Below are 23,138 nucleotides of genomic sequence, written 5' to 3' on the forward strand. Positions count from 1 at the left end.
AACCGAGGACACTTCCGGGCGACATGCATTAGGCAAATGCTTGCTTCGAGAAGCTATGCGATCCTCGGATCGAACCGCGCGGTTTTCCCTGTAGGACCAAGGTCTTGGGTGATGCGCGCAAAGGTCCGATGGGGCCTGTTCGGTTCCGGCAATGTCCATTGGACGTTCCGGTATTTTAGTCAATTGAGATATAATAGTGTGGCCTCGCCGCCAGGTTGAGAAGAGGCAAAAGCCCGGTCGGAGAGCCTGTCCAACAGGGAGCGCAAGCGCAAAATTGCAGCGAAGGCCGACATGGCGCAAAAACCGCCAGCGCGCGGTCAGCCCAGCCACCACCACAGCGCCGCGATCACAACCGCGATGGCGGCCGCCGTCAGCCCCAGCATGATGTAGGAGCCCTTGATGATGTCGCGGATGATCTTCTTGATCGTTTCGCGGTCGTTCAGGTTTGGGAAGGGTTCGTTCGGTTGCGCCACGTCGAGGAAATGGCAGAGCGGCCCCCAGCCTTCACTGACCTTGTAGACCAGCAGCTTTTCCGGCGGCACGGCCGCCTTCACTTCGTCGACATAGCTGACGTAGCGGGCCACCGCCTTGTCACGGTCGCCCATGACGCCGGCCAGTGTGCGGCCCCAGATGAGCTTGCGCGACATGTCGCCGAACTTCCGGCCGAACGGGGTAAGCCATTCCAGGATCTTGAACTGCCACAGGTTCTCGGTGAAGTAGATCGTGTCGATCGTGCTTTCGTACCAGGCCTCGGCGCCGCGTGGGTGCAATGTCAGCAGCACTTTGGCGTCGGGGTAAGCCGCCATCAGCTCGCGCCACACGCAGCAGCCGGGATTGTCGACCGTGGCGGTGTAATTGGCAAACACCTTGCCCCAATCCTGCTGAGTGCCGGGCGGGCTGTTGGCCACCTTGCGCCAGAAATCGAGATGGCCCTTATTGGCCTTGTTTATGATCACTTCCTGCATGTGGTAGCAGGGCAGGCCGAGCCTGTTCAGGGCGGCAAAGGTCGACCACGTGCCGGTGCGGCCGAAACCGGCCCCGATAAGCTTGAGCGTCATTCCCAACCCCCACCGGACTTCTTTTCCCGATTATCGCGGTCCGTGAGCATCAGACTGCTCCTGCCAGCGCCGCCGCGCAACAAATTTCTACGGGATGCTCAGCCGCATACCGTACTTGCGTAGTTGCTAAAATAATGAAAACCTGTGCGCGGGTGCGGAGATTAGGTAGGGAGTCGCCGGGACCGGGACGGGTTCGGCGATATTGAAGGTCGATGTATTTTGGGCCATTTCTCGTCGGGATGTCGGCGACCACGATCCTTATCGCGGTCTGGACCTATGTTGCCACGGGTTCTTTCTGGGAGGCACTCGTCTGGATGGCGGTGACCCTAGTTATCCTGCAGGCCGGCTACTTCGCGTTCGTGGTGAGGCTGATCTACAGGCGCACACAAGACGCCGCTGCAAGCCAGGATTCGGTCAACAGCTTGCCCCCGCTGCATAGGGATGGCGTCTGGCTTTGAAGCTCTGCCTAGGCTGCGGCTGGAATGGCGAACCTCGCGGCCCGCCATTCCTTGCCCGAAAGACGTCAGGCGTGGCCGGCCAGCGCGTTCAACTTGGCGCAGAATTCGGCATGCGGCTTGCTCATCGCGGCGTCCTGGCATTCCTTCATCATCGCGGTCTGGTTCTTCTTCGACATTTTCGCCCAGACCTTCTTCATGGCAGCGTCCGACTTCATGGTCTTCATGGTCTTGTCGGTGAAGAAGGGTGCCATCATCTTCGGCTCGTCGAGAATGCCGGCCAGTGCCGAGCCGGCAATCACGGTGGCAGCCAATACTCCCAGGCAGACGGTTTTGATATTCATGGATTACACTCCCCTGTTCCTGCCGCCGGATCGGCGACAGTCTGCGTTTAATACCATCATCCCAAGGTCATTTAGAGGCGGCTTACATTATTGACTGGTCACGTTTCAGTGAGGCGACGCGCCGAAAGCCGCCTGATCGGGTGGCTTACCAGCCCATCCATGCGTGAGCGCCCCAGGCAAGGCCGACAAGAGGCGCCATCAATGCGATAATGACAAACATCAGCGTGAAGGGATGCTTGGTCACGGGAGGACGGGGAGCCATGGCGCGGTGTCCGTGCTGGAAATTTCATCCGGAAAAATGCTGGAGAACAACGTCATGACGTCGACATGGTTGCATGCGGTGCAGGCTACGCTGCACGCCGCTGGAACCGGATCCCGACACCGGCGTTTTCCTCATGTGACCGGTGAGGCGCCACCTCCACCGGTCCATTGGGGGCTCGCTCTGCTCCCGGCAGGGCGGCCCTTTTTTGGATGTGAGGTAGGCCTTGGAACGACATCCGGCTGCAATGCGTTAGATGTTGCCAAGACGATGTGCGAATCGAACCACCCCGAAATGCGCCGTCGATCGCTTTCGCAGGCGCGAGGTTTTTGTTATTTCTGTCAAAACTAAGTAGAAGTTTATGGTGTGCAAACGAAGCATATCTCGGTTGAAATATTCACCTACAACGATAACAAAATGTTGCATACTGTTGGTTATTTGCCTTATTTATTTCAAAAAAGGAATGGAACCTCCAGGTTGCGGACGAGTTTTCCTCCAAGGCGGAACAAGATCGCCAATCACGGAGGTTGTTATGAAACGTTATCTTACGAGTGCCGCAGCTGCCATCGTCCTGCTGGGCGGTGCCGGTGTGGCCCTGGCGGACACCATCGTGGTCCAGCCGGAACAGGAGACGGTCGTTCGCGAATACGTCAAGAAGCAGCCGCTGGCGTCGGTGAACCTTCTCGGCGTCGAACTCAAGCTCGGCTCGCCGGTGCCGGACAAGGTCGAACTGCGTGAAGTTCCCAACGTGAAATATCGCGTTGCGGTGATCAATGATCAGACCGTGCTGGTCGACCCTGACACCCGTCAGATCGTGGAAGTCCTTCACTGATCCGTCTCATGCAATCAAGCAAAAAGCCCATCACCGATTGATCCGGTGATGGGCTTTCATTTTGGCGGCCAGTTGGAATTTACTCGGCGGCCAGCTTGTCCTGCGTCCTGGTGTCGAAATCGCTGGCATCATGGCGTTCGTGCAGCTGCATGGCCGGTTCGCCGAAGGCGCGGTTGACCATACGGCCACGCTTTACCGCTGGGCGTTGATCGATCGCTTTCGCCCAGCGCTGCACGTTCTTGTAATCCTGCACCGACAGGAAAGTGGCGGAATCGTTATACTGCCGGCCGAGCGCCAGTCCGCCATACCAGGGCCATACCGCCATGTCGGCGATCGAATAGCCGGTGCCGGAGAGGTATTCCACCTCGGCCAACCGTCGGTCGAGCACATCGAGCTGACGCTTCACCTCCATCGAGAAGCGGTCGATGGCATATTCGATCTTCTCCGGCGCATAAGCGTAGAAATGGCCGAAACCGCCGCCAAGATAAGGCGCCGAGCCCATCTGCCAGAACAGCCAGGACAGGACTTCGGCACGGGCCGGCTGTCCGGCCGGCAGGAATTCGCCGAATTTCTCGGCGAGATAGACCAGGATCGAGCCGGATTCGAAGACGCGCACCGGGGTCTTGCCGCTGCGATCCATCAGCGCGGGAATCTTGGAATTGGGGTTGATATCGACAAAGCCGCTGCCAAACTGGTCGCCATCGTTGATGCGGATCAGCCATGCGTCGTATTCGGCGCCCTTGTGGCCAAGCGCAAGGAGCTCTTCGAGCATCACCGTCACCTTGACGCCGTTCGGCGTCGCCAGCGAATAAAGCTGGAGCGGGTGCTTGCCGACGGGCAGTTCCTTGTCATGCGTCGGGCCGGCGATCGGCCGGTTGATGCTGGCAAAGGCGCCGCCATTTGCCTTGTTCCAGGTCCATACTTTCGGCGGGGTGTATTCGGTCATGTGAGGTCTCATGTCGTGGGAAGGATGGGTAAGTCATCTATAGCTAGGGTTGTGGAGGAGGAAGTTCAACTTGTGTTGAACTATGTTAATCTGGCGCCACCGCATTGCCGTGCCAGGCGTTCGAGACACGAAAGGCCAAACAATTGGCTTTTCGAGGCTATGGCCACCGTTTCTCACCCCCTTGCGCCTTGTCCCGCGTGGCATACCTATAGAACGAGGCGCCAGGCCATTCGCATCAGGACAAAATCATGACCATCAATCCCAATCCGCGCTCCGTCGTTGCCGTGCGGGCGACCGTTCCGGAGGATGCCTTCACGGCCGGAGCACTCGGCACGCTCAGGGAAGGCAGCGGCGTCGTCATCCGCGACGACGGGCTGGTGCTGACCATCGGCTATCTCATCACCGAAGCGGAGGAGGTCTGGCTGACCTCGCATGACGGCCGCGTCATCCCCGCGCACGCGCTGGCCTATGATCAGGAGTCGGGCTTCGGCCTCGTCCAGGCGTTGGCGCCGGCTGGCCTGCCCGCCGTGGCGCTGGGCGATGCCGGCAAGGCCAGGATCGGCGACGCAGTCGTGCTTGCCGACGGCATCGGTCGGGCGGTCGAGGCCAAGATCGTCACCAAGCAGGAATTCGCCGGCTATTGGGAGTATCTGCTCGACGAGGCGATCTTCATCGCGCCCGCGCATCCGTCCTGGGGCGGCGCGCCGCTGTTCGGCGCCGATGGCGCGCTGCTTGGCATCGGCTCGCTGCGCCTGCAGATGAGCCGCGCCGGCGAGGTGGCCGATATCAACATGGTGGTGCCGATCGACCTGTTGCCGCCGATCCTCGACGACCTCTTGACGCGGGGCCAGGTGGCCAAGCCGCCGCGCCCGTGGCTCGGCGCGCTGTCGGCCGAAAGCGACGGCAAGGTGGTGGTGATGAGCGTGACCGAGGGCGGTCCGGCCGCCAAGGCGGGCCTGCGCGAAGGCGACGTCATTTCCGAGGTGCGCGACGGCGCGGTCGACGGGCTCGCCGATTTCTATCGCAAGCTGTGGGAAAGCGGCTCGGCTGGCGCCGAGATCCCGATGCGGGTGGTGCGCGATGGCCGCGAGACCTGGCTGCGCGTCAAGTCCGCCGACCGCGGCAGCTTCCTGAAGAAGCCGCAGCTGCAGTAGCCGCGCCGGTAATGCATCCGAGACTGCTCAAGACCTTCCTCGCGGTGGCGCGGAGCCGCAACATCACGCGCGCCGCCGAGACTGTTCATCTCGCCCAGTCGAGCGTCAGCGACCAGATCCAGTCGCTGGAGGCAGAGTTGGGTGCGGCCTTGTTCATCCGCTCGAAGTCGGGGCTGGACCTGACACCGGCGGGACTGGCACTGAAGCCCATCGCCGAAGAACTGCTGCGGCTCGATGGCGAGGCGCGCGCGGCGGTGCTGCTGGCTGCCGGGCAGATCGGTGGAACGCTGAGCATCGGCGCGCTGGAGACGATCGCGTCGGCCCGGCTGGCGCCTTGGCTGCCGGGGTTCCAGGCCAGTCATCCCGACATCGCCGTGCGGATGAAGGTGGCCGACAGCGGCACGCTGCTGCGCCAGCTGGAGGACGGCGAAATCGATGTCGCCTTCTGTTTCGGCCGCGATGTCTCGAATGGCGGCACCGATCAGCGCTTCGCCAGGCACACGATAGCGGCCGAACCGCTGGCGCTGGTCGCCGCGCCGGGGCAGAACTTGGCTCCGTGCGATCTGGCCGCCCTTGCCGCAAAGCGCTTCGTGGCGACGGAGCCCGGATGCGTCTACCGGCATATGTTCGACACCGCCTTTGCCGAAGCGGGCATCGGTGCGTCGGAACTTGCCGCCGAAGTCGGCAGCATCGGCGCCATTGCCCGGCTGGTGGCGGCCGGCGCGGGGTTGGGCCTCGTTCCACGTCTGGCCGTCATCGACGCGCTCGAGCGTGGTGAGCTCATCGAACTGCCGTGGCCTGGCCGAGCGCAAGTGGCGCCGCTGACGATGATCTGGCGCCGCCGGCGCGTCCGGCCGCCGGCGCTACGCCAACTGCTCGCCGCCGCGCGCGACACACTGGCGCCGCCGCGCTCCGGAACCGGCTCAGGATCTGAATCGGCGAACCGCTCCAACGCCTTGTTTGCAAAGAATTCCTGACGGATGGCGCCGCTTACAGCATGTCGCTGCGAATAGAATTCGCCCGCCCTGCTGTAAGCTTCTGATTTTATGTATGTCGTTATCCCGGAACCGAGGACACTTCCGGGCGACATGCATTAGACCAGGCGATGCCCGCCCTCGACATGCAGCGTCGTGCCGGTCGTAAAACCATTGCCCATGAGGAAGGCAATCGCGTCGGCGATATCACCCGGCTGGCCGATCCTGCCGACCGGCAGCCGCTCGGCCATCGCCGCAAGCGCCTCTGCCTTCCTGTCGCCCGCCACCTGCGCCCAAATCCCGGTGTCGACCCAGCCGGGCGAGACGGCGTTGACGCGGATTGGCGCGAGTTCTATCGCCAGCGCCCGCACCAGCCCTTCGAGCGCGGCATTTATCGCGGCGACGACCGAGCCGCGCGCGGCGGGCCGGTAGGCGGCGATGCCGGAGACGAAGGTCATCGAGCCGGCCACTGCCAGCCGTGGCGCGCCGTGCTTGGCAAGCAGCAACGGACCGAAGAGCTTGCTGTCGACCACGCGTTGCGCCGCTTTCAAGGCAAGCTCCGGCAACAGCCGGTAGGCGCCTTCGATGTCGGCGGCGGTGCTGAGGATATGGTCGAGGCCGCCGATCCCGGCGAACAATGCCGCGACCTGGTCTTCTCGCGTGATGTCGACAGCGGCCATGTCCAGACCCGCGGGATTGCCCAGCGCCTCACGGGCCTGCCGCAACCTGTCCTCGCCGCGCCCGGCGATGACGACTTTGGCCCCGGCTTCGAGGCAGTGCCCTGCAAGCGCAAGACCCATGCCGGAGCCGCCGCCGACGATCAGGATTTTCTGATTCGAAATGCTCATATCCGCTCTGCCTTCGTTTGGTTGGACAAGGGCCGGGATTGGCAGGTCGGCGTGGAAAGCGAAAACGGAAGAAACCGATGGTGCTATCGGGGATGCCGATGACTGGAGAGACAGCTTGAGCGCCCCCTTTGTCCGGCAGGACAGAGGGGGCGTGAAGGAACGCTGTCCTTTGTACGGTTCAACCGTTCCTCTATTCCCTCTCCGCACTCGCAAACACCACCAGATTGCCATCGGGATCGCGCATGCGCATGATCCAGAAATGGTCGGCTTTCTCGATCGGGCCGGGTTCGAGGCCTGCATCCACCAGCCGCTGCCGCTCGGGCGCCAGCGGCAGGACGCCGAGCGTCAGTGTCGAGGTGCCGGCTTTTTCCTTGTCCTCGAAGAGCTGCACCTCGGCGCTTTCCGTGAACTGCCATTCGGCGAGCCCCGGCATCGGCCGGCGCAGCGGCGGTTTGCCGAAGAGCTTTCCATACCAGCCGATGCTGACCTCGAGGTCGGAGCAACTGACATGGGCGAAAACGGTCTGCACGGCCATCGCGATCCTCCATGGCGATTGCACTCTTGCCGGAACGCGGCGATGGATGGTGCGTTCCGTTGCCTGGCGGCACCGTGCCCCACTGCTGACGAAAACTGGTAGTGAACCATGCCATGATGTCGGGGAATCGCATGAACCGGAGGCAGACGACGTGACGCCAGCGACAACAGCACCGAATAGGCGGGCTTACTGATGGCGCCGGTCAAGGTCGATCCCGACAAGGTGCGGGAATTTCCCGACGCGGCGAGCTTTTACGCCTGGCTCAGCGAACACCACGCCACCGAAACCGAAGTGTGGATCAAGGTGCACAAGGTGGGGTCGGGACTGAAGTCCATCACACCGAAGGAAGCCATCGACGTCGCGCTGTGCTTCGGCTGGATCGACGCCGTGCGCAAGGGGCTGGACGAGAACAGTTTTCTGCAGCGCTACACGCCGCGCGGCAGGAAAAGCATCTGGAGCAAGATCAACATCGACAATGTCGCGCGCCTCGTCGAGGAGGGCCGCATGACCGGGCACGGGCTGAAACAGGTCGAGGCGGCCAAGGCCGACGGGCGCTGGGCGCGCGCCTATGGCAGCGGCAAGGAGATGAAGATCCCCGATGATTTGCAAGCGGCGATCGATGCCGAGCCGGCGGCCAAGGCGATGCTGGAAAAGCTCAGCGCGCAGAACCGCTTCTCGCTGGCTTTCCGCACCCACAATATGAAGACCGAGGCCGGGCGCAAGAAGAAGATCGAAACCTTCGTGGCAATGCTGAAGCGCGGCGAGACGATCTATCCGCAGGGAAAGAAGTAGATTGCTCAGGCGCCCGAATGCGGGTCGATGCCATAGGGATGGACGGGGTAGCCGGGTCCGACGGCATCGCGCACGCGGTCGGTCCATGCGGCGAACGCCGGATAGTCCGCAAGCGAAAAGCCGCAATCCCCGGCAAGATGGCTGTAGGCATAGACGGCGATGTCGGCGACGGTGAAGTCGTTGCCGGCGAGGAACGGCGTTTCGCCAAGGCTGCGGTTCAGGGCCACGAGCGTGCGGGCTCCCGCCTCGCGCTTGCCGGCAACCATGGCCTGGTTGCGCTCCAGCCGTCCAGTCAGGGTCCAGAAGCGCAGCGAGCCGATGACGGGCTCGACATTGTATTGTTCGAAGAACAGCCACTGCATGACCTTGGCGCGCCGGTAGCGGTCGGCCGGCAGGAGCGGCGTGCCTTCCGAGAGGTAGGTGAGGATCGCATTGGATTCGGCGATGGCGTTGCCATCTTCGAGTTGAAGTACCGGAACCGCGCCGGCCGGATTGAGCGCCAGGAAGGCGTCGGTATGGCTCTCGCCCTCGAAGATCGAGACGAGGTGGCTGTCATAGGGGATCTTGAGCAGCCCGAGCAGGACCCGGACCTTCCAGCCGTTCTGCGACGGCAGATAATCGTGAAGCGTGAGCATGACCGATCCTTGTGATGGGTGAACATCGCATGGCGCGACACCCACCGACACCCGATTCATGCGCACCGAATTCATGCAGTCGGTCGCACGATGGCTGTGATCGTGCTTACGCCGACAACTGGCACGGCGGGACCGAGCGCAATAGCCAGACCTTTTGGGCTGTCGTCACTGGTCGAGGTCGATCGGTGTCACGCCGAGAAGCTTCAGGGCGTTGGCATAGGTCCGGATGCCTTGGGCCTGCTTGCTCTCGGCGCACAACCGGTTCGCCTTGTCGTGCAGTGCCGTTACCTCTGCGATCTGGCTCGCGCCAGCACCGGGTTTGGCCTTGGTCTGGATGGCTCCGTCGAGTTGAAGGCCGAGCCGGCTGCAATATTCGCTGCGGGTGACCGCCGCCTCCGCGCCCGGCTGTGCGACCGCAAGCATGGCAAGCGAAATGCCTGTCAGGGCACTTATCCATCCAGCGGAACGTCGTTGCCTTGCAGGCAATATCCCTTGGCGTTGTGGCGGCCGCTGTCCGGCCGCCACGGGATGGTTTATCGCAGAGGATCTTTTCGCCAGTTTTTCCCGGATGTTGAATCTTGTTTCTGGAGTGTGTCTGGAGGCCGGGCTCACACTTCGTCCGCCTCGAACAGCAACATCGTCAGATCGTCGTCGCCCGGGGCCAATATCCGCCGGTCGGCGGCGCAGGCAACGCCGATTTCGCTGGCGAATGCGGTGCGGATGTCGTCGAGGCTGTCGAAATACAATGTCCCGACCAAGTAAGGCATCTCGCCCGCCGAGAGCTTGACGATGGGCCGCCTGCTGACATCGTAGCGCCGCAGGCCGGGAAGCTTCTTGGCGAGCGGTATATGAACATCGAAATAGTGCCGGTCGAACGCGGCCGGATCGGCCGGGGTTTTGTAGATCACAAGCATCTTGGCCATTGCCATGGTCCTGTCCTGTTGGCGTTGCTGGTCGGGCCGTGCGGGCCGCCAATCGCAAGTCGTTCGGCAAGGGTGGATTTCGACCGCCGGTCGATTTTTATCTGCGCGGGCAGGGGCCAGCGGCTATGCAACAGCCGATTTCTCCCATTGGGGAGATCGGCGGCTCGCGTCCCGTCAGGCATCTGCGGCGCTTCTGCCTCTTCCCCCGGCATCGTCATTCGCGTAAGGGCGCGGGCAAATCCCAATTCCGCATCGATACCCTCTGGAATACCCATGATCAGACTTGAAAACATCGGCAAGCAGAACGGCCGCCAGCTTGTCTTCATCGAGGCGTCAGCCTCGCTGCAGAAGGGCGAGAAGATCGGCCTTGTCGGACCCAATGGCGCCGGCAAGACGACTTTGTTTCGGATGATCACCGGGCAGGAGCAGCCCGACGAGGGCCAGGTGCAGGTCGATCGCGGCGTCACCATCGGCTATTTCAGCCAGGATGTCGGCGACATGGCCGGCCACAGCGCGGTGGCCGAAGTGATGAACGGCGCCGGGCCGGTGAGCGACGTGGCGGCTGAGATGGCGGAACTCGAGGCTGCCATGGCCGATCCCGACCAGGCCGACCGGATGGACGAGATCATCGAAAAATATGGCGAGGCGCAGCACCGCTTCGAGGAGCTCGACGGCTATGCGCTGGACGGCCGCGCGCGCGAAGTGCTCGATGGTCTCGGCTTTTCGCAGGAGATGATGGACGGTGATGTCGGCAAGCTTTCGGGCGGCTGGAAGATGCGCGTGGCGCTGGCCCGCATCCTGCTGATGCGCCCCGACGTCATGCTGCTCGACGAACCGTCGAACCATCTCGACCTGGAAAGCCTGATCTGGCTGGAGCAGTTCCTGAAGGGCTATGACGGCGCGCTGCTGATGACCTCGCACGACCGCGAGTTCATGAACCGCATCGTCAACAAGATCGTCGAGATCGATGCCGGCTCGCTCACCGCCTATTCCGGCAACTATGAATTCTACCAGCAGCAGCGGGCGATCGCCGACAAGCAGCAGCAGGCGCAGTTCGAGCGCCAGCAGGCGATGCTGGCCAAGGAGATCGCCTTCATCGAGCGCTTCAAGGCGCGTGCCTCGCACGCCGCGCAGGTGCAGAGCCGGGTGAAGAAGCTCGACAAGATCGACCGCGTCGAGCCCCCCAAGCGTCGCCAGGTGGTGAATTTCGAGTTCCAGCCGGCTCCGCGCTGCGGCGAGGATGTCGTGACCTTGAAGAACGTGCACAAGGCCTATGGCAGCCGCACCATCTATGAAGGGCTCGACTTCCAGGTGCGCCGCCGCGAACGCTGGTGCATCATGGGCGTCAACGGCGCGGGTAAGTCGACGCTGTTGAAGCTGGTGGCCGGCGCTTCCGACCCCGATACCGGCACGGTGGCGCGGGGACCGAGCGTGAAGATGGGCTATTTCGCCCAGCACGCCATGGAACTCCTGGAAGGCGAGCGCACCGTGTTCCAAACGCTGGAAGACAATTTTCCGCGGGCCGGCCAGGCGCCGCTTCGGGCACTTGCCGGCTGTTTCGGCTTTTCCGGCGACGAGATCGAGAAGAAATGCCGGGTGCTGTCGGGCGGCGAGAAGGCGCGGCTGGTGATGGCGCTGATGCTGTTCGACCCGCCCAACCTGCTGGTGCTGGACGAGCCGACCAACCATCTGGACATCACCACCAAGCAGATGCTGATCGAGGCGCTGTCGCAATATGAAGGCACGATGCTGTTCGTCTCGCACGACCGCCACTTCCTGGCCGCGCTTTCGAACCGCGTCCTCGAATTGACGCCCGAAGGCATCCACACCTATGGCGGCGGCTATACGGAATATGTCGAGCGCACCGGACAGGAAGCGCCGGGCCTGCGGAGCTGATTCGAGTTTTCGGTATATGCGCCGAAGCGCGTCGCATGATCCACGGCGACGCGCCCTAGGGATGGCGGCTTATTTCAGCGAGATGGCCAGCCCGCTCAGGTCTGCGTTGACCTGTAGGCCCACCTGTCTGCCCGTGAGTTGGAGCTGGGCGCCCTTGTCGTTGGTCATGACGATCACCTGGGCGCCTTTGCCAAGCGTGCCGCCGCCGCCGGCCGCGCCGTATACGCCGGTCACGTCCCGTACGCGCCTGATGTGGCGCACGGTGCCCTGGAAATAGGTCTTGGAGGCGCCGAAGGCGAGGCCGCCCGAGACGCCGCCGATCGAGATCGGATATTTGCGGCCATGGAAGGTCAGCGTGCCCTCGCCGCCAGAGCCGCCAATGAAGAAGGCCGCCTTGTAGACGGAGAAGCGGATCGTACCGCTGTCGGCATGCGCGGCGCTGGCAAGGCTGACGCCTACGGTCGCGATGGCAGCTACGGCGATCGAACGAAATCCGGACGAAATAGTCATGATGGGAACTCCTGAAGGTGGCCGCCGGCAAGAATGTCTGCGTCGTATCGAAGTTACAACTGAACAGTCTCGCCCAACATTGGTTCCAAGCGGCGGTCTGAATCTGGCGGGGGAGACCACCATGAAACAAGGCCGGCTCTCTGGTCGCGGCGGTCTCTTTGTGGGATGGAGACGCCCGTGTACGTGGTTGGCAAAGGGGTTCGGGATGAGAATTGCGACGGGAGTGGCAATGTCGGCATTGGCCGCGACGATGGCTGGATGCGCGACCTCTCCGGTCGACTATGGAGCCTCACTTTCGCAGCAGGACCAGAAATGGGCGACGCCACAATGCCAGCACGCAAGGACGGCGGCTTCGGACTACGCGGTCCGCGAAAAAACGCATCCAGGTTGGGAATTCGCAGCACTTGGCCCCTACGGGCTGGGGATCATAGCGGCCACCAAGGAGCACGAGCAGAAGCAGCGAAAGCTGCTCGCCCGCGACGTGCACCTGCAATGTTCGAGCCTTCCCCTGCCGAAGGAGCTGCAAGGTGATTTGAGCCCCGCCGGCGCCAGTCATACGCAATATCCATAAGCTGAAAACCACCACGGGCTTGCTTCTAGCGTAGCAATCCGTCCGCCTCGAACGTGTCCCAACCTTCGAGCTTTGGCGCATCGTCCTTTCCCGCATTTCTGGTGCCGCGCGCCGTGCCGCTCCGCTTTCCTGCTCGCGTCAGTGCGGCCTTGCCGGCCCCGCGCCGTCTGTTTTCGGACGCCTCCAGCGCATCCTCCTCCCGCCAGGCGGTCGCCAGGTCGCGATCGAGAACGTCCTCGATGTGACGTGGATCGAAGACATGGAAGGTTACGGCCTTGGATCGCCCGCGCATCTTCACGGTGCGCGTGCCGATGCTTTTCAGGCGGCCATCCCTGAGCCATTTGTGCCGCTCGCGCGACGAGATGGTGAGAATGTCCTCTGCCTCTCGCGGAAGCACGGCCAGGGCTTCGATCTCCTCCAGTGTCCTGGAGATGGTTGCCGAGGCGGCCCGGAACGCATCCGCGTCGGTTTGCAGCATGCGCAAGACGATGCGGCCGGTCTCGGCCTTGGCGAATTTCCGCACCGTCCATGGCAGCCTGGCCCGAACTTCGCGTTCGATCCCTTTCAGGCGCAAGGAGGAGCCAAGCGTCGCCGATGGCGGCAGCGGCCATTCGGCGACCATCGACGCGGTGCTCGTGCCTTGCCCGGCCGTGGGATCAGGGGCGGCGGCAATTTTCGCCGCGACGCCGCTCAGGATCTTCCGCAGGGAACCCCGCTTCTTGTCTGCCATGTCTGGTCTTCGCTCATCGGGTGCCTTCGTGGAACGACAATTCGCACGGCAGACAACCGAAATCAGGCTCAAACAGTTCCCTGCATGCGCAGGCGAGGGACCGTTGATTCATCTGGATGCAACCCTTCACGCAAGCGTCTCTGGACAGCGGTCCTATTACCTTGAAGCCGTGAGAAGGGCGCCCTGGACTGCGCGGCCGGCGACAAGCAAGAAGTCCGATGCCGCTTTTGGCAAACACATCGTCCGGTGTTCCGGGATAATGTGTTGGCTGAATATGCTTGAGACAAGGCGGTTCCGGAAACACCATGGCCAGGCGGTTTGCCTTTCTCCTCGTGCGCGACTTCACGCTGTCGCCGCTGTCGCTGTTCATCGACACGCTGCGGCTGGCGGGCGATGAGGGCGATCGCAGCCGCAGGATAGAGTTCGACTGGGAGATCGTCGGCGAACGCGGCCTGCCGATCCGGGCAAGTTGCGGTGTCGAATTGCTGCCGACCAAGGGGATCGGCAATCCGGAGGATTTCGACAATGTCGTCGTGGTCGGCGGCCTGCTCGACACCAACCGCAGCCTGAGTTCCGAGAAGGAGGCCTTCCTGTTGCGGGCCGCAGGCAAGGGAGTGCCGCTGACGGCGCTCTGCACGGGCAGCTTCGTGCTGGCGCGCTACGGGTTGCTCGATGGCTATAGTGCCGCCGTCAGCTGGTTTCATATCAAGGATTTCCGCAGCCAGTTCCCCGATGTCAACGCCCATGCCGACAGCCTGTTTTCCGTCGACCGTGGCCGCTCGACATGCGCCGGCGGCACGGGTGCGGCCGACCTTGCGGGCCACTTCGTGTCCCAGTTCATCGGCCAGAAGGCGGCGGAAAAGGCCGCCAAGATCCTGGTGCTCGACCGGATCAGGAGCAGCCGCGACGTGCAGCCCGTCGGCGACCTGTTTCCGGAAGCGTCGAGCCGGGCGGTGAAGCGCGCTTTGCTGTTGATGGAGAGCAACCTCCAGGAGACGCTGTCGGTCGCCGAGATCGCAAGCCGCCTGAATTGCTCGCGGCGCCAGCTCGAACGGCTCTTCGGATTGGAACTGGGCACCGGCCCGATGGCCTGTTATCTCGCGTTACGAGTGCATCATGCGAAGTCGCTGCTCGAAGGCAGCGACCTGCAGATCGGCGACATCGCCTACCGCTGCGGCTTTACCAATGCCGGCCATTTCAGCCGCGTGTTCCGCCAGCAGACCGGCATCACGCCAACCCACCTCAGGCATCCAAACCGCCTACCAGGCGGGGCGGCGAGAGTATGAAGCGGGTCAGGAAGCGCGCGCGCCTCGGCGCCGCCCGAGCCGTACCCGCTACCAAGCGGCATGCATCACGAAATCCGCTGGCCGCCCTCGTCGAGCAGAACGCAACCCTCGGCATCGAATCCGAGGTCGACCGTCTCGCCTTCACGAAGGACGCGGCCAGTGATCGGCGCGTTGGCGCGCAGGCTGGCCTTGCCGCCGATATCGATCTCGTAGATTGCGCTGCCGCCCAGATACGAGGCCGAAACGACGCGGCCGGTGAGCCGGTTGGCGCTCGCTCCAGCACCGACCGAAAATTTCTGCGGCCGCACCACGACGGTGACCTTGCTGCCGTCGGCAAGCGGTCTTGGACAGGCCACGTTGATCGTCTGTCCGGTCCCAAGCACCACCACCGCCGTCTTTCGGTCCGATCCGCGCACGGTCCCGGCAAGCATGTTGGCCTTGCCGAGGAAGTCGGCGACAAAGGCCGTGGCCGGCGCCTCGTAGACCTCCTCGGGCGTGCCGATCTGCTCCACCGCGCCGGCATTCATCACCACGATGCGATCCGACATGGAGAGCGCCTCTTCCTGGTCGTGCGTGACGAAGATGGCGGTGATGCCGGTTTCCTTCTGGATCTTCTTGATCTCGACGCGCATCTCCTCGCGCATGTTGGCGTCCAGCGCCGACAGCGGCTCGTCGAGCAGCAGCACCTGCGGCTCGAAGACGATGGCGCGGGCGAGCGCGATGCGCTGCTGCTGCCCACCAGACAGCTGCGACGGCAGCTTCTTCTCGCTGCCCGGCAGCCGCACCATCTCGAGCGCCTTGCCGACCTTGCGCGCAATCTCGGGCTTCGGCACGTTGCGGTACTTCAGGCCGAAGGCGACATTGTCGAACACGTTCTTGTGCGGGAACAGCGCATAGCTCTGGAAGACCAGCCCGATGTTGCGCTTGTAGATCGGGACGTCGTCGACCCGCCGGCCGTCGATCATGATCTGGCCGCCCGAAATATCGACCAGGCCGGCGATGGAGCGCAGGATCGTGGTCTTGCCGCAGCCCGAGGGTCCGAGCAGGGTGACGAAGCTGCCCTTGCGGATCGAAAGCGAGAAATCGCGCACCGCGACGAACTTGCCGTAGGCGATGTCGATGTCGCGGAACTCGACCGCCGGGCTGTTCGCCTCGGCGGCCGCGCTCGCGCCGGCTGCACCGGCCAGGACAGGCCGGGGATGGAGTGTCGTGCCCTGGCTGTCAGGCACCTTTCGAGATCCTGTTCCACTGCTTGGTCCAGGCGTCCTCGTTGGTCGCCCAGTAGGTCGGATCGGCGAAGGTCAGCGACTTCATGGTGCCGGTCTTGTCGAATGCCGGCAGCTTCTCGATCTTCTCGGTCAGCTTGACCTTGTTCGGGTCCAGCGACGGCGGATAGCTCTGGCCTTCGGCCACTGCGATCGAGGTCGCCGGGTCGAGCATGAAGTTGATCAGTTCCTCGCACTCGGCCATCGGCGAGCCCTTCAGGATCAGCATGTCCTCCATCCAGGCATAGGAACCGGCCGGATCGAGATAGCCGATCGGGTGGCCCTGGTCCTGCAGCGCGGCGACGCGGCCCGACCACGCATCGGTCACCACGATCTCGCCCTTGGAGAGAAGGTCCATCAGCTCCGCTCCGGAGCTCCAGAACTTCTTGGCGAGGTCGCGCGTCTCGCGCACCTTGGCCCAGATGGCGTCCATGTCCTTGAGATTGTTGGGGTCCTGCCCGGTGGCGAGCGCCGCGTACCAGACGCGCGTCGTCATGTCGGAATAGCCGCCGACCTTGCCGGCATATTTCTTGTCGAGCAGCAGGGCCGCGCCCTTTTCCTTGGCCTCCTCCGGCGAGATCACCTTGGTGTTGTAGGCGATGCCCGTCGTGCCATAGTCGTAGGGCACGGCGGAAAGCTTGGGCGTCAGCTTGCGGAACGGCTCGATCATCGGCTGCAGCACATTCGCCATGTTGGGAATGTTGGCCTCGTTGATTTCCGAGGTCAGGCCGGCGTTCACATATTTGATGTAGTAGTTGACGCCCGAGGAATGGATGACCTGGTAGTCGCCTGGCTTGGCGGTCTTGATCTTGGTGATGATCTCGTCCTCGTCGCCGAACGTGCCCTGGACCACCTTGATCTTGGTCTTGGCCGTGTAGGGCTGGAAGGCGAACTTGTCGATTGCGTCCTGCACGGTGCCGCCCCAGCCATCGAAGCGAACCTCCTGGACCGCGGCGAGCGCCCGGCCCATCCACGGCATGGAAAGGCCCGCCGATGCCGCTGCGGCGGCGGTCAGTGTCAGGAAAGTGCGGCGGCTCAGGTCGCCATTGGCGTATCGATCATGCAGCCGTTCCAGCCGCTTCGTGGTGGTGAGTTTCATTGTGTTTCCTCCTTTGGTTCGCCACGTCTTCTCAGTTTTGTCAGGCTTTGCAGGACCAGGCCGCCGATGAGCGGGATGCCGACGGTCACCAGGATCATCACGGTGCCGAGCGCGTTGATTTCCGGGCTGATCGAGATCTTGAGCATCGAAAGGATCTGGGTGGGCATGGTCTCGACACCGGCCGGCCGCCAGAACAGGCTGGCCGAAGTGTTGTCGAACGAGATGGTGAAGGCGAGCAGGGCGCCGCCCACCACGGCCGGGATGAGCAGGGGCAGCGTGATCTCGCGGAAGGACGAAAAGCGCGAGGCGCCAAGCGACAATGCCGCCTCCTCATAGACGCGCCGGATGCCGATCATGCGCGCCTGGGCGATCAGCACCACATAGGGCACGGCAAGCAGGATATGGCCAAGCACCAGCAGCAGCATCGTCCTGGGCTGGTCGACCGCCTTGATCAGCACCAGCAGGCCAACGCCGAGAATTGTTTCCGGCACCAGCGCCGGCAGGATCACCAGCGTGCTCAGCGCCTGCTTGCCGCGAAAATCGAAGCGCACCAGTGCAAACGCCGTGGTGACGCCGATGGCGGTGGTGACGATCGCGGTCACCAATGCAATCCACAAGGACGTGCGGAAGGCGGCCAGCACCGCCTCATTGGCCATCAACTTGCCGTACCATTGCAGGCTGAAGCCGGTCATCGGGAAGCCGCCGAACATCGAGGCATTGAACGACAGGATCACTGTCGCCACGATCGGCGCGAACATGAAGATGTAGACGCAGACCGTGACGAATCCGGTCAGCCGCCACGCCCATCTGCCTTCCTGCTTGCGCCGTGTTTCTCTCATCCTCCCAATCCCTTCATCCGCCCAATCCCGTCATCCGCCCAGTCCTTTGACGATCTGCGACATGCCCATGTAGCGCGTGTAGACGGCGGCGAATAAGCCGAGCACGATGAACAGCACGATCGAAAGCGTGGCGCCCATCGGCCAGTTCAGCTCGCCCATGATGGTGTCGTAGATCAGGTTGCCGAACAGCGCGTCGCGCCCCGAGCCGAGGAGCTGCGGCGTCACATAGCTGCCGGCGGCCAGCACGAAGCAGAGCAGCAGGCCCGCCGCCAGGCCGGGCAGCGACAGCGGCAGCGTGACCTCGCGGAACGCCTGCGCGCTGGTGCAGCCCATCGAGCGGGCCGCCGAAATCAACGTTCGATCAATGCTTTCCAGGCTGACATAGACGTTGAGGATCATGTAGGGCAGCAGGAAATGCAGCATGCCCAGGATGACCGCCCCCTCATTGTAGAGCATCGGCAGCGGCTCGTTGATGATGCCCAGTTTCAGCAGCGCAACGTTGATGACGCCCTGTTCGCCCAGGATGTTGATCCAGGAAAAGGTGCGGATGGTGAAGCTGATCCAGAACGGCACGATCAGCAGAAGCAGCAGCAGCCATTTGTGCCTGAAGGTCGTCGCCCAGATGAAATAGGCGGGGAAATAGCCGAGCACCCCGCAGAGCGCCGCTGTAATGGCCCCGACCCTCAGCGTCTTCAGGAGGAAGCCGGAATAATAGCTGTCGGTGAGGAATTCGTGCCAGTTCGCCGTGGTCAGCGCGCTCGTTTCTACGCCGGCGGTGACGAAGGTGAAGAAGGTATAGCCGGCCATCACGGCGATCGGCAGCACCAGGAAGAAGATCAGCAGCAGGAGCACCGGCGCGACGAGCATCCAGGCCAGCCGTGGATCATACAATGTCCATCGTCGTTTCATGATCACCCGGACGTCCGCGCTTTCTTTGAAGCGCTATTTTGTTCCCGGAGCCAAGATTGGGTGATTGAACGCGCGATGTCTACAGTCGGCGATTGAGCCAGTGGATTTCGGCGCATCACTGGCCGCAGTAGACGCCGGAACTGATGGGCGGATGGAATCACAACGCCGAGGCATGACCGAATTTTACCGGCGGCAAATCGGCGCGGGAAGCGCCTGGTCGGGGAACTGAGCGGGCAGGGGACGCACACGCCCCAGCCACATCGTCGCCCCGCCTCGGCGGGTTGGCTTCAGGCGCCGAAGTAGCCCGGCCGGTTGATATCGGCGATCAGCCCCGGCTTGCCTGGTTGCCACCCGAGCCGTTCTCGCGTCCGCTGGCTTGACGCCGGGTTGTCGGCGGCAACAAAGGGCGCGAGCCAGCTGAATTGTCCCGCCCCCTCCCGTGCTGTCTTGGCGGCGACCGGCACGCCCAACCGACTGCCAATCACATCCGCGATCGCGCGAAACGCCACGCCCTCATCGGCGACACCATGATACCTGGCGCCTGCCGTGCCCTTCTCCAATGCCAATCGGAAGAGATAAGCAGCATCGAGGCGGTGCACGGCGGGCCAGCGATTGCTTCCGTCGCCCAGATAGGCCGAGACGCGCTTCTTGCGCGCAATGCCGATCAACTGCGCGATGAGACCCGTGTCGCCGTCGCCGTGGACCGACGGCGGCAGTCGGACGATCGACGCGCGTACCCCGCGCGACGCCCATACCTGCACCGCCTTCTCCGAAGCGGCCCGACTGGCCCCCGGGGAGCGCGGATCGGGTGCATCCTCCTCTGTCATCGCGCCGCTGGGAACCAGACCCATGGTGCCGAAGGTAACGACCAGCGGCCGCCCCGAGCCTTCGAGTGCCGAGCCGAGCGCGTCGATGGCGCGCCGATCCGCTTCACTGCTGACTGCCAGGAACCGCGAGATGATACCGCCTGGAAGACCACCGAACAGGATCCGAAGACGCCCGCCAATCGTCATTTTGGAGAGGCCGTGCATATAGGCGAGGTGGATCACGCCGTCCGCGGCCGCCGCCCCCGCGCGCAAGCTCGCCACGTCGTCGATCGAGCCGTGATGCGCTTGTGCGCCGGCGGCGGCCAGGGATTTGGCCGCCGCGTCCGAACGCGCCAGCCCGACCACCTGATGGCCGGCGCCTATCAATTCCTGAACGACGGCCGAGCCGATGAACCCGGTCGCCCCGGTTACGAAGACACGCATCTGGATATCCTGTTCTGCCGCGACCCGGCCTTGATGGCGCGGCCGTTGTTGTTTTCACCGAGCAGTCAGTCGCCCCTATCCAGATCTTTACCGCGGAACATTCGGAGTATATATAATCAAGACTCCGGGTTTGTTTATCAGGCGTCCAAAATGGATCCATTATCCCAAATCATCGCACTGTCGAAGCCGCAAGCGCTGGCGTGGCGGGTCATCGAGGCACACGACGCCTGGTGCATCCGTTTCCCGACGACAGACGTGGTCGTCTTCGGCCAGGTGATCGAAGGAAGATGCCAGGTGGAACTGGCGGACGGTGCGCAAATGGACATTCAGGCCGGCGATTTCCTGCTGCTGGCGTCTCCGTCTTCCTGGACAATGGGTACCTCCGGCAGCGGGCGCGCCGTCGACTTCAAATCCGTCGTCGACGACCCTGCATGCCTGATTTCGTCGGCATGCGACCCGACGATCACGCGGTTCATCGCGGGCGCCTTCGTTTTCGCGGCGCCCAACGCTGACCTGCTGACGGGGTTGATGCACCCCGTCATCCATGTGCGCGGCGCCAACATCGTGGCGGACCGTTTGGAGGCGTTGCTGAGGATTCTGGGAGACGAGGCCCTGGCGAGCCGGCCGGGTCGGTCGCTGATCCTCGACCGGCTGCTGGAGATCATGCTGGTCGAATCTCTTCGGCATCGGGCTGGCGATCTTGCTGGGGCGAAGCGAGGCCTTCTAGCCGGTCTGGAGGACGTACACATCGGTGCGGCTCTGCGGCTGATGCACCAGGAGGTCCAGCGGCCGTGGACGGTCGCCATGCTGGCGCGGCAGGTGGGTATGTCCCGGTCGTCATTCGCGGCGCGTTTCACAGAAACCTTGGGGACGCCCCCCATGGACTATCTTTTGAACTGGCGCATGAACCTCGCCAAGGCCGCCCTTACGTCGTCAAAGAAACCCATGTCCGAGATCGCGGAACTGGCTGGCTATCAGTCGGTCAGCGCGTTCAGCACGGCATTCAGCCGCGCGACCGGCTGCTCTCCGACCGCGTATATGCGAATGTCGGCCTAATGATCGCGGGCGCGGCTCCGTGCCGGCGCCCTCTTGCCAATCGATATCAAGGCGTGGCGTTGCCCTGGCCTCAGCCCTTCGAGATGCCGCGCGCGATCAGCCGGGCAAGGCGTTCGGAAAAAGCCCTGGCGTCGGCAGGCTTGTCGCCGTCGAGCACGCGCGCCTCGTCGTAGAGGAGGTGGGCCGCGTCGTCCTTGAAGGCCTGCTCGTCTTCGCCGAGGCCGGCGAGCGCCAGGACGCGCTCGTGGCGGGGGTTGATTTCGAGGATCGGCTTGGCCGTCTTGTCCAGGCGGCCGGCGGCGTTGAGCAGTCGCTCGAACTGCCGGTCGGGACCGTGTTCGGGCGCGACCAGGCAGACCGCGCTTTCGGTCAGCCGATCGGAGGCCTTCACGTCGGAGACGGCATCGCCGAGAGCGGTCTTGACGAAGGCCAGGAAGCCATCGACTTCGGGCGTCGCCGCCGTGTCCGGCTTCTTTGCCTCGTCGAGCAGCGGGATTTCGGAAAGCTCCGCCCCGCCCTGCGTCACCGACTTGAACGGCTTGCCGTCGAATTCCGGCGCCATCGACGTCCAGAAACTGTCGACCGGATCGGTCAAGAGCAGCACCTCGATGCCGCGTGCCTTGAAACCTTCGAGCTGCGGCGAGGCCTCGAGCCGCGCGCGGTCGTCGCCGGCCATGAAGAAGATCGCCTTCTGGCCCTCCTTCATCGCCGAGACATAGCCGGCAAGGCCGCGCCAGCCTTCGCCCGAGGCCGTCGAACGGAAGCGGGCGAGCTTCAAGAGCTGCTCGCGCCGCTCGTAATCCTCGTACAGCCCTTCCTTGAGGACGACGCCGAAATTCTCCCAGATTTTCCCGTAAGCCTCGACTTCGTTTTCCGCCAGTTTGGTCAGGTCGCCGAGCACGCGGTTGGTCAGGCCCTTGCGGATCGAGGCCAGCAGCGGGCTTTCCTGGATCATCTCGCGCGAGACATTGAGCGGAAGGTCGGCGGAATCGACCAGCCCGCGTATGAAGCGCAAATAGCGCGGCAACAAATCGGCCTCGTCGGTTATGAAGACGCGGCGCACATAGAGCTTCATGCGGCCCTTGCGGTCCTGGTCGAAGAGATCGAAGGGACGCGAGCCGGGCACGAAGGCGAGCACGCTGTATTCCTGCCGGCCTTCGGCGCGGAAATGGATCGTGGCGGCCGGCTCGTCATACTGGCCGGAGAGGCCGCGGTAGAAGTCGGTGTATTCCTCGGGCTTGATCTCGCTTTTCGGCCTGACCCAAAGGGCCGTGCCATCAGCGATGTCGCGCGGCTCGGCGCCCGGTTTCTCGATGAGCGTGATCGGCACAGGCACGTGGCCCGACTGCGACTTGGCTAGCTGCTCGAGACGGTAGGATCCGGTGTAGGACACGGCGTCGTCCATCAGATGCAGCACGACGCGGGTGCCGCGTTTGGGTGCGGCTTCGAGCGGGGCGGGCGCGATTTCGTAGGAACCCTTGCCGTCGGACGACCAGCGCCAGGCCTCATTGCTTCCCGCCAGGCGGCTGATGACGTCGACCCGCTCTGCGACCATGAAGGCGGAGTAGAAGCCGACGCCGAACTGGCCGATGAGCTGTGTGTCCTCGGTGCCGGAGCCGACGCGCTCGATGAAGGCGCGCGTGCCCGAGCGGGCGATCGTGCCCAGCGCCTCCGTCATGTCGTCGCGGCTCATGCCGATGCCGTTGTCCTCGACGGTGATCAGCTTGCCGTCGGGATCGGCCGAGATCGAGATGCGCGGCTTGGGATCGTCGGCCAGCAATTCCGGATGGCTGACGGCCTCGAAGCGCAGCTTCTCGCAGGCGTCGGCGGCGTTGGAGATCAGTTCGCGCAGGAAGACGTCCTTGTCGGAATAGACCGAGTGCACCATCATGTGCAGCAGCCGCGAAACATCCGCCTCGAACACCTTGGTTTCCGTCGCTTTTGTGTCTGTCGTCATTCCGAGTTTCCCACG

The 23,138-nt window shown here is 63.4% G+C and carries 25 protein-coding genes; 9 read left to right on the forward strand and 16 right to left on the reverse strand.

Annotated features, from left to right (window positions below):
• Nucleotides 1-317: 317 nt before the first annotated feature.
• Entirely contained in the window at nt 318-1,058 is a 741-nt protein-coding gene (locus C7I87_RS24600; protein ID WP_149906654.1) for a sulfotransferase family protein, read from the reverse strand.
• A 212-nt stretch (nt 1,059-1,270) separates the two neighbouring features.
• On the opposite strand from C7I87_RS24600, the gene C7I87_RS24605 reads away from it, so the two are divergent.
• Nucleotides 1,271-1,516 carry an exopolysaccharide production repressor protein gene (locus tag C7I87_RS24605; RefSeq protein WP_149906655.1) on the forward strand — a complete coding sequence of 82 codons (246 nt, stop codon included), beginning with the start codon at nt 1,271-1,273 and terminating at the stop codon, nt 1,514-1,516.
• A 65-nt stretch (nt 1,517-1,581) separates the two neighbouring features.
• Here C7I87_RS24605 and C7I87_RS24610 read toward each other — a convergent pair whose 3' ends face one another.
• Entirely contained in the window at nt 1,582-1,857 is a 276-nt protein-coding gene (locus C7I87_RS24610; RefSeq protein WP_140759750.1) for a hypothetical protein, read from the reverse strand.
• A 791-nt stretch (nt 1,858-2,648) separates the two neighbouring features.
• On the opposite strand from C7I87_RS24610, the gene C7I87_RS24615 reads away from it, so the two are divergent.
• Nucleotides 2,649-2,948, forward strand: coding sequence for a DUF1236 domain-containing protein (locus tag C7I87_RS24615; protein ID WP_149906656.1), 300 nt, complete (start codon nt 2,649-2,651; stop codon nt 2,946-2,948).
• A 79-nt stretch (nt 2,949-3,027) separates the two neighbouring features.
• Here the strand turns inward: C7I87_RS24615 and yghU are convergent, their stop codons facing one another.
• Nucleotides 3,028-3,894, reverse strand: coding sequence for a glutathione-dependent disulfide-bond oxidoreductase (yghU, locus tag C7I87_RS24620; protein ID WP_149906657.1), 867 nt, complete (start codon nt 3,892-3,894; stop codon nt 3,028-3,030).
• Between the two features lie 248 nt (nt 3,895-4,142).
• Between yghU and C7I87_RS24625 the strand changes: the two genes are divergently transcribed.
• Together C7I87_RS24625 and C7I87_RS24630 are read left to right on the forward strand one after the other, a co-directional pair.
• Nucleotides 4,143-5,048, forward strand: coding sequence for a S1C family serine protease (locus C7I87_RS24625; RefSeq protein WP_149906658.1), 906 nt, complete (start codon nt 4,143-4,145; stop codon nt 5,046-5,048).
• An 11-nt stretch (nt 5,049-5,059) separates the two neighbouring features.
• A complete protein-coding gene (locus C7I87_RS24630) occupies nt 5,060-6,025 on the forward strand; it encodes a LysR family transcriptional regulator (protein WP_149906659.1) in 966 nt (321 codons plus the stop codon).
• Nucleotides 6,026-6,141: 116 nt separating this feature from the next.
• Here C7I87_RS24630 and C7I87_RS24635 read toward each other — a convergent pair whose 3' ends face one another.
• Together C7I87_RS24635 and C7I87_RS24640 are read right to left on the reverse strand one after the other, a co-directional pair.
• Entirely contained in the window at nt 6,142-6,870 is a 729-nt protein-coding gene (locus tag C7I87_RS24635) for an SDR family oxidoreductase (protein WP_149906660.1), read from the reverse strand.
• 190 nt (nt 6,871-7,060) lie between these two features.
• Nucleotides 7,061-7,405, reverse strand: a complete 345-nt coding sequence (locus C7I87_RS24640) for a VOC family protein (protein ID WP_149906661.1) — start codon at nt 7,403-7,405, stop codon at nt 7,061-7,063.
• Nucleotides 7,406-7,597: 192 nt separating this feature from the next.
• Between C7I87_RS24640 and C7I87_RS24645 the strand changes: the two genes are divergently transcribed.
• Complete coding sequence (locus C7I87_RS24645) at nt 7,598-8,197, forward strand: YdeI/OmpD-associated family protein (RefSeq protein ID WP_149906662.1); 600 nt, start codon at nt 7,598-7,600, stop codon at nt 8,195-8,197.
• A 5-nt stretch (nt 8,198-8,202) separates the two neighbouring features.
• On the opposite strand, the gene C7I87_RS24650 is transcribed toward C7I87_RS24645, so the two are convergent.
• From C7I87_RS24650 to C7I87_RS24660, 3 genes are all read right to left on the reverse strand, one after another.
• Nucleotides 8,203-8,832: a glutathione S-transferase family protein gene (locus C7I87_RS24650; RefSeq protein WP_149906663.1), complete on the reverse strand. Its 630-nt coding sequence runs from the start codon at nt 8,830-8,832 to the stop codon at nt 8,203-8,205.
• Between the two features lie 165 nt (nt 8,833-8,997).
• A complete protein-coding gene (locus C7I87_RS24655; RefSeq protein WP_373424760.1) occupies nt 8,998-9,255 on the reverse strand; it encodes a hypothetical protein in 258 nt (85 codons plus the stop codon).
• 185 nt (nt 9,256-9,440) lie between these two features.
• Nucleotides 9,441-9,755 carry an EthD family reductase gene (locus tag C7I87_RS24660; protein WP_149906664.1) on the reverse strand — a complete coding sequence of 105 codons (315 nt, stop codon included), beginning with the start codon at nt 9,753-9,755 and terminating at the stop codon, nt 9,441-9,443.
• Nucleotides 9,756-10,028: 273 nt separating this feature from the next.
• On the opposite strand from C7I87_RS24660, the gene C7I87_RS24665 reads away from it, so the two are divergent.
• Nucleotides 10,029-11,651, forward strand: a complete 1,623-nt coding sequence (locus C7I87_RS24665) for an ABC-F family ATP-binding cassette domain-containing protein (protein WP_149906665.1) — start codon at nt 10,029-10,031, stop codon at nt 11,649-11,651.
• A gap of 69 nt (nt 11,652-11,720) precedes the next feature.
• Here the strand turns inward: C7I87_RS24665 and C7I87_RS24670 are convergent, their stop codons facing one another.
• The gene (locus C7I87_RS24670; RefSeq protein ID WP_149906666.1) at nt 11,721-12,161 is read right to left on the reverse strand and encodes a lipid-binding SYLF domain-containing protein; all 441 of its coding nucleotides are present in this window, start codon (nt 12,159-12,161) and stop codon (nt 11,721-11,723) included.
• Nucleotides 12,162-12,366: 205 nt separating this feature from the next.
• Between C7I87_RS24670 and C7I87_RS24675 the strand changes: the two genes are divergently transcribed.
• Nucleotides 12,367-12,732: a hypothetical protein gene (locus C7I87_RS24675; RefSeq protein ID WP_149906667.1), complete on the forward strand. Its 366-nt coding sequence runs from the start codon at nt 12,367-12,369 to the stop codon at nt 12,730-12,732.
• 25 nt (nt 12,733-12,757) lie between these two features.
• On the opposite strand, the gene C7I87_RS24680 is transcribed toward C7I87_RS24675, so the two are convergent.
• Nucleotides 12,758-13,462: a hypothetical protein gene (locus C7I87_RS24680; protein ID WP_149906668.1), complete on the reverse strand. Its 705-nt coding sequence runs from the start codon at nt 13,460-13,462 to the stop codon at nt 12,758-12,760.
• A 305-nt stretch (nt 13,463-13,767) separates the two neighbouring features.
• On the opposite strand from C7I87_RS24680, the gene C7I87_RS24685 reads away from it, so the two are divergent.
• Nucleotides 13,768-14,748: a GlxA family transcriptional regulator gene (locus C7I87_RS24685; RefSeq protein ID WP_149906669.1), complete on the forward strand. Its 981-nt coding sequence runs from the start codon at nt 13,768-13,770 to the stop codon at nt 14,746-14,748.
• Between the two features lie 65 nt (nt 14,749-14,813).
• Here the strand turns inward: C7I87_RS24685 and C7I87_RS24690 are convergent, their stop codons facing one another.
• The 5 genes from C7I87_RS24690 to C7I87_RS24710 form a co-directional block, all read right to left on the reverse strand.
• Nucleotides 14,814-15,977: an ABC transporter ATP-binding protein gene (locus C7I87_RS24690; RefSeq protein WP_149906670.1), complete on the reverse strand. Its 1,164-nt coding sequence runs from the start codon at nt 15,975-15,977 to the stop codon at nt 14,814-14,816.
• Nucleotides 15,970-17,112, reverse strand: a complete 1,143-nt coding sequence (locus C7I87_RS24695; protein ID WP_149906671.1) for an ABC transporter substrate-binding protein — start codon at nt 17,110-17,112, stop codon at nt 15,970-15,972. Before C7I87_RS24695 ends, C7I87_RS24690 begins: the two co-directional genes overlap by 8 nt.
• Nucleotides 17,109-17,951, reverse strand: coding sequence for an ABC transporter permease (locus C7I87_RS24700; protein ID WP_149906672.1), 843 nt, complete (start codon nt 17,949-17,951; stop codon nt 17,109-17,111). The genes C7I87_RS24695 and C7I87_RS24700 overlap by 4 nt, the downstream gene beginning before the upstream one ends.
• Nucleotides 17,952-17,981: 30 nt before the next feature.
• A complete protein-coding gene (locus C7I87_RS24705; RefSeq protein WP_149906673.1) occupies nt 17,982-18,860 on the reverse strand; it encodes an ABC transporter permease in 879 nt (292 codons plus the stop codon).
• Nucleotides 18,861-19,147: 287 nt separating this feature from the next.
• Nucleotides 19,148-20,110 (reverse strand): SDR family oxidoreductase, encoded by a 963-nt coding sequence (locus C7I87_RS24710; protein ID WP_149906674.1) that lies wholly within the window; start codon nt 20,108-20,110, stop codon nt 19,148-19,150.
• A 150-nt stretch (nt 20,111-20,260) separates the two neighbouring features.
• Here C7I87_RS24710 and C7I87_RS24715 point away from each other — a divergent pair, with 150 nt between their 5' ends.
• On the forward strand, nt 20,261-21,166 hold the full coding sequence (locus tag C7I87_RS24715; RefSeq protein WP_188393985.1) for an AraC family transcriptional regulator: 906 nt from the start codon (nt 20,261-20,263) through the stop codon (nt 21,164-21,166).
• Between the two features lie 70 nt (nt 21,167-21,236).
• Here the strand turns inward: C7I87_RS24715 and htpG are convergent, their stop codons facing one another.
• Nucleotides 21,237-23,123 (reverse strand): molecular chaperone HtpG, encoded by a 1,887-nt coding sequence (gene htpG / locus C7I87_RS24720; protein WP_149906676.1) that lies wholly within the window; start codon nt 23,121-23,123, stop codon nt 21,237-21,239.
• Nucleotides 23,124-23,138 lie beyond the last annotated feature (15 nt).

It is taken from the genome of Mesorhizobium sp. SARCC-RB16n (assembly GCF_008520305.1).
In the GTDB taxonomy this organism is placed as follows: domain Bacteria; phylum Pseudomonadota; class Alphaproteobacteria; order Rhizobiales; family Rhizobiaceae; genus Mesorhizobium.

Excerpts from the sequence above, each read along its gene's own strand:
- C7I87_RS24600 (WP_149906654.1), bottom strand. The coding sequence starts at position 1,058 with ATGACGCTCAAGCTTATCGGGGCCGGTTTCGGCCGCACCGGCACGTGG.
- C7I87_RS24605 (WP_149906655.1), top strand. The coding sequence starts at position 1,271 with ATGTATTTTGGGCCATTTCTCGTCGGGATGTCGGCGACCACGATCCTT.
- C7I87_RS24610 (WP_140759750.1), bottom strand. The coding sequence starts at position 1,857 with ATGAATATCAAAACCGTCTGCCTGGGAGTATTGGCTGCCACCGTGATT.
- C7I87_RS24615 (WP_149906656.1), top strand. The coding sequence starts at position 2,649 with ATGAAACGTTATCTTACGAGTGCCGCAGCTGCCATCGTCCTGCTGGGC.
- yghU (WP_149906657.1), bottom strand. The coding sequence starts at position 3,894 with ATGACCGAATACACCCCGCCGAAAGTATGGACCTGGAACAAGGCAAAT.
- C7I87_RS24625 (WP_149906658.1), top strand. The coding sequence starts at position 4,143 with ATGACCATCAATCCCAATCCGCGCTCCGTCGTTGCCGTGCGGGCGACC.
- C7I87_RS24630 (WP_149906659.1), top strand. The coding sequence starts at position 5,060 with ATGCATCCGAGACTGCTCAAGACCTTCCTCGCGGTGGCGCGGAGCCGC.
- C7I87_RS24635 (WP_149906660.1), bottom strand. The coding sequence starts at position 6,870 with ATGAGCATTTCGAATCAGAAAATCCTGATCGTCGGCGGCGGCTCCGGC.
- C7I87_RS24640 (WP_149906661.1), bottom strand. The coding sequence starts at position 7,405 with ATGGCCGTGCAGACCGTTTTCGCCCATGTCAGTTGCTCCGACCTCGAG.
- C7I87_RS24645 (WP_149906662.1), top strand. The coding sequence starts at position 7,598 with ATGGCGCCGGTCAAGGTCGATCCCGACAAGGTGCGGGAATTTCCCGAC.
- C7I87_RS24650 (WP_149906663.1), bottom strand. The coding sequence starts at position 8,832 with ATGCTCACGCTTCACGATTATCTGCCGTCGCAGAACGGCTGGAAGGTC.
- C7I87_RS24655 (WP_373424760.1), bottom strand. The coding sequence starts at position 9,255 with ATGCTTGCGGTCGCACAGCCGGGCGCGGAGGCGGCGGTCACCCGCAGC.
- C7I87_RS24660 (WP_149906664.1), bottom strand. The coding sequence starts at position 9,755 with ATGGCCAAGATGCTTGTGATCTACAAAACCCCGGCCGATCCGGCCGCG.
- C7I87_RS24665 (WP_149906665.1), top strand. The coding sequence starts at position 10,029 with ATGATCAGACTTGAAAACATCGGCAAGCAGAACGGCCGCCAGCTTGTC.
- C7I87_RS24670 (WP_149906666.1), bottom strand. The coding sequence starts at position 12,161 with ATGACTATTTCGTCCGGATTTCGTTCGATCGCCGTAGCTGCCATCGCG.
- C7I87_RS24675 (WP_149906667.1), top strand. The coding sequence starts at position 12,367 with ATGAGAATTGCGACGGGAGTGGCAATGTCGGCATTGGCCGCGACGATG.
- C7I87_RS24680 (WP_149906668.1), bottom strand. The coding sequence starts at position 13,462 with ATGGCAGACAAGAAGCGGGGTTCCCTGCGGAAGATCCTGAGCGGCGTC.
- C7I87_RS24685 (WP_149906669.1), top strand. The coding sequence starts at position 13,768 with ATGGCCAGGCGGTTTGCCTTTCTCCTCGTGCGCGACTTCACGCTGTCG.
- C7I87_RS24695 (WP_149906671.1), bottom strand. The coding sequence starts at position 17,112 with ATGAAACTCACCACCACGAAGCGGCTGGAACGGCTGCATGATCGATAC.
- C7I87_RS24700 (WP_149906672.1), bottom strand. The coding sequence starts at position 17,951 with ATGAGAGAAACACGGCGCAAGCAGGAAGGCAGATGGGCGTGGCGGCTG.
- C7I87_RS24705 (WP_149906673.1), bottom strand. The coding sequence starts at position 18,860 with ATGAAACGACGATGGACATTGTATGATCCACGGCTGGCCTGGATGCTC.
- C7I87_RS24710 (WP_149906674.1), bottom strand. The coding sequence starts at position 20,110 with ATGCGTGTCTTCGTAACCGGGGCGACCGGGTTCATCGGCTCGGCCGTC.
- C7I87_RS24715 (WP_188393985.1), top strand. The coding sequence starts at position 20,261 with ATGGATCCATTATCCCAAATCATCGCACTGTCGAAGCCGCAAGCGCTG.
- htpG (WP_149906676.1), bottom strand. The coding sequence starts at position 23,123 with ATGACGACAGACACAAAAGCGACGGAAACCAAGGTGTTCGAGGCGGAT.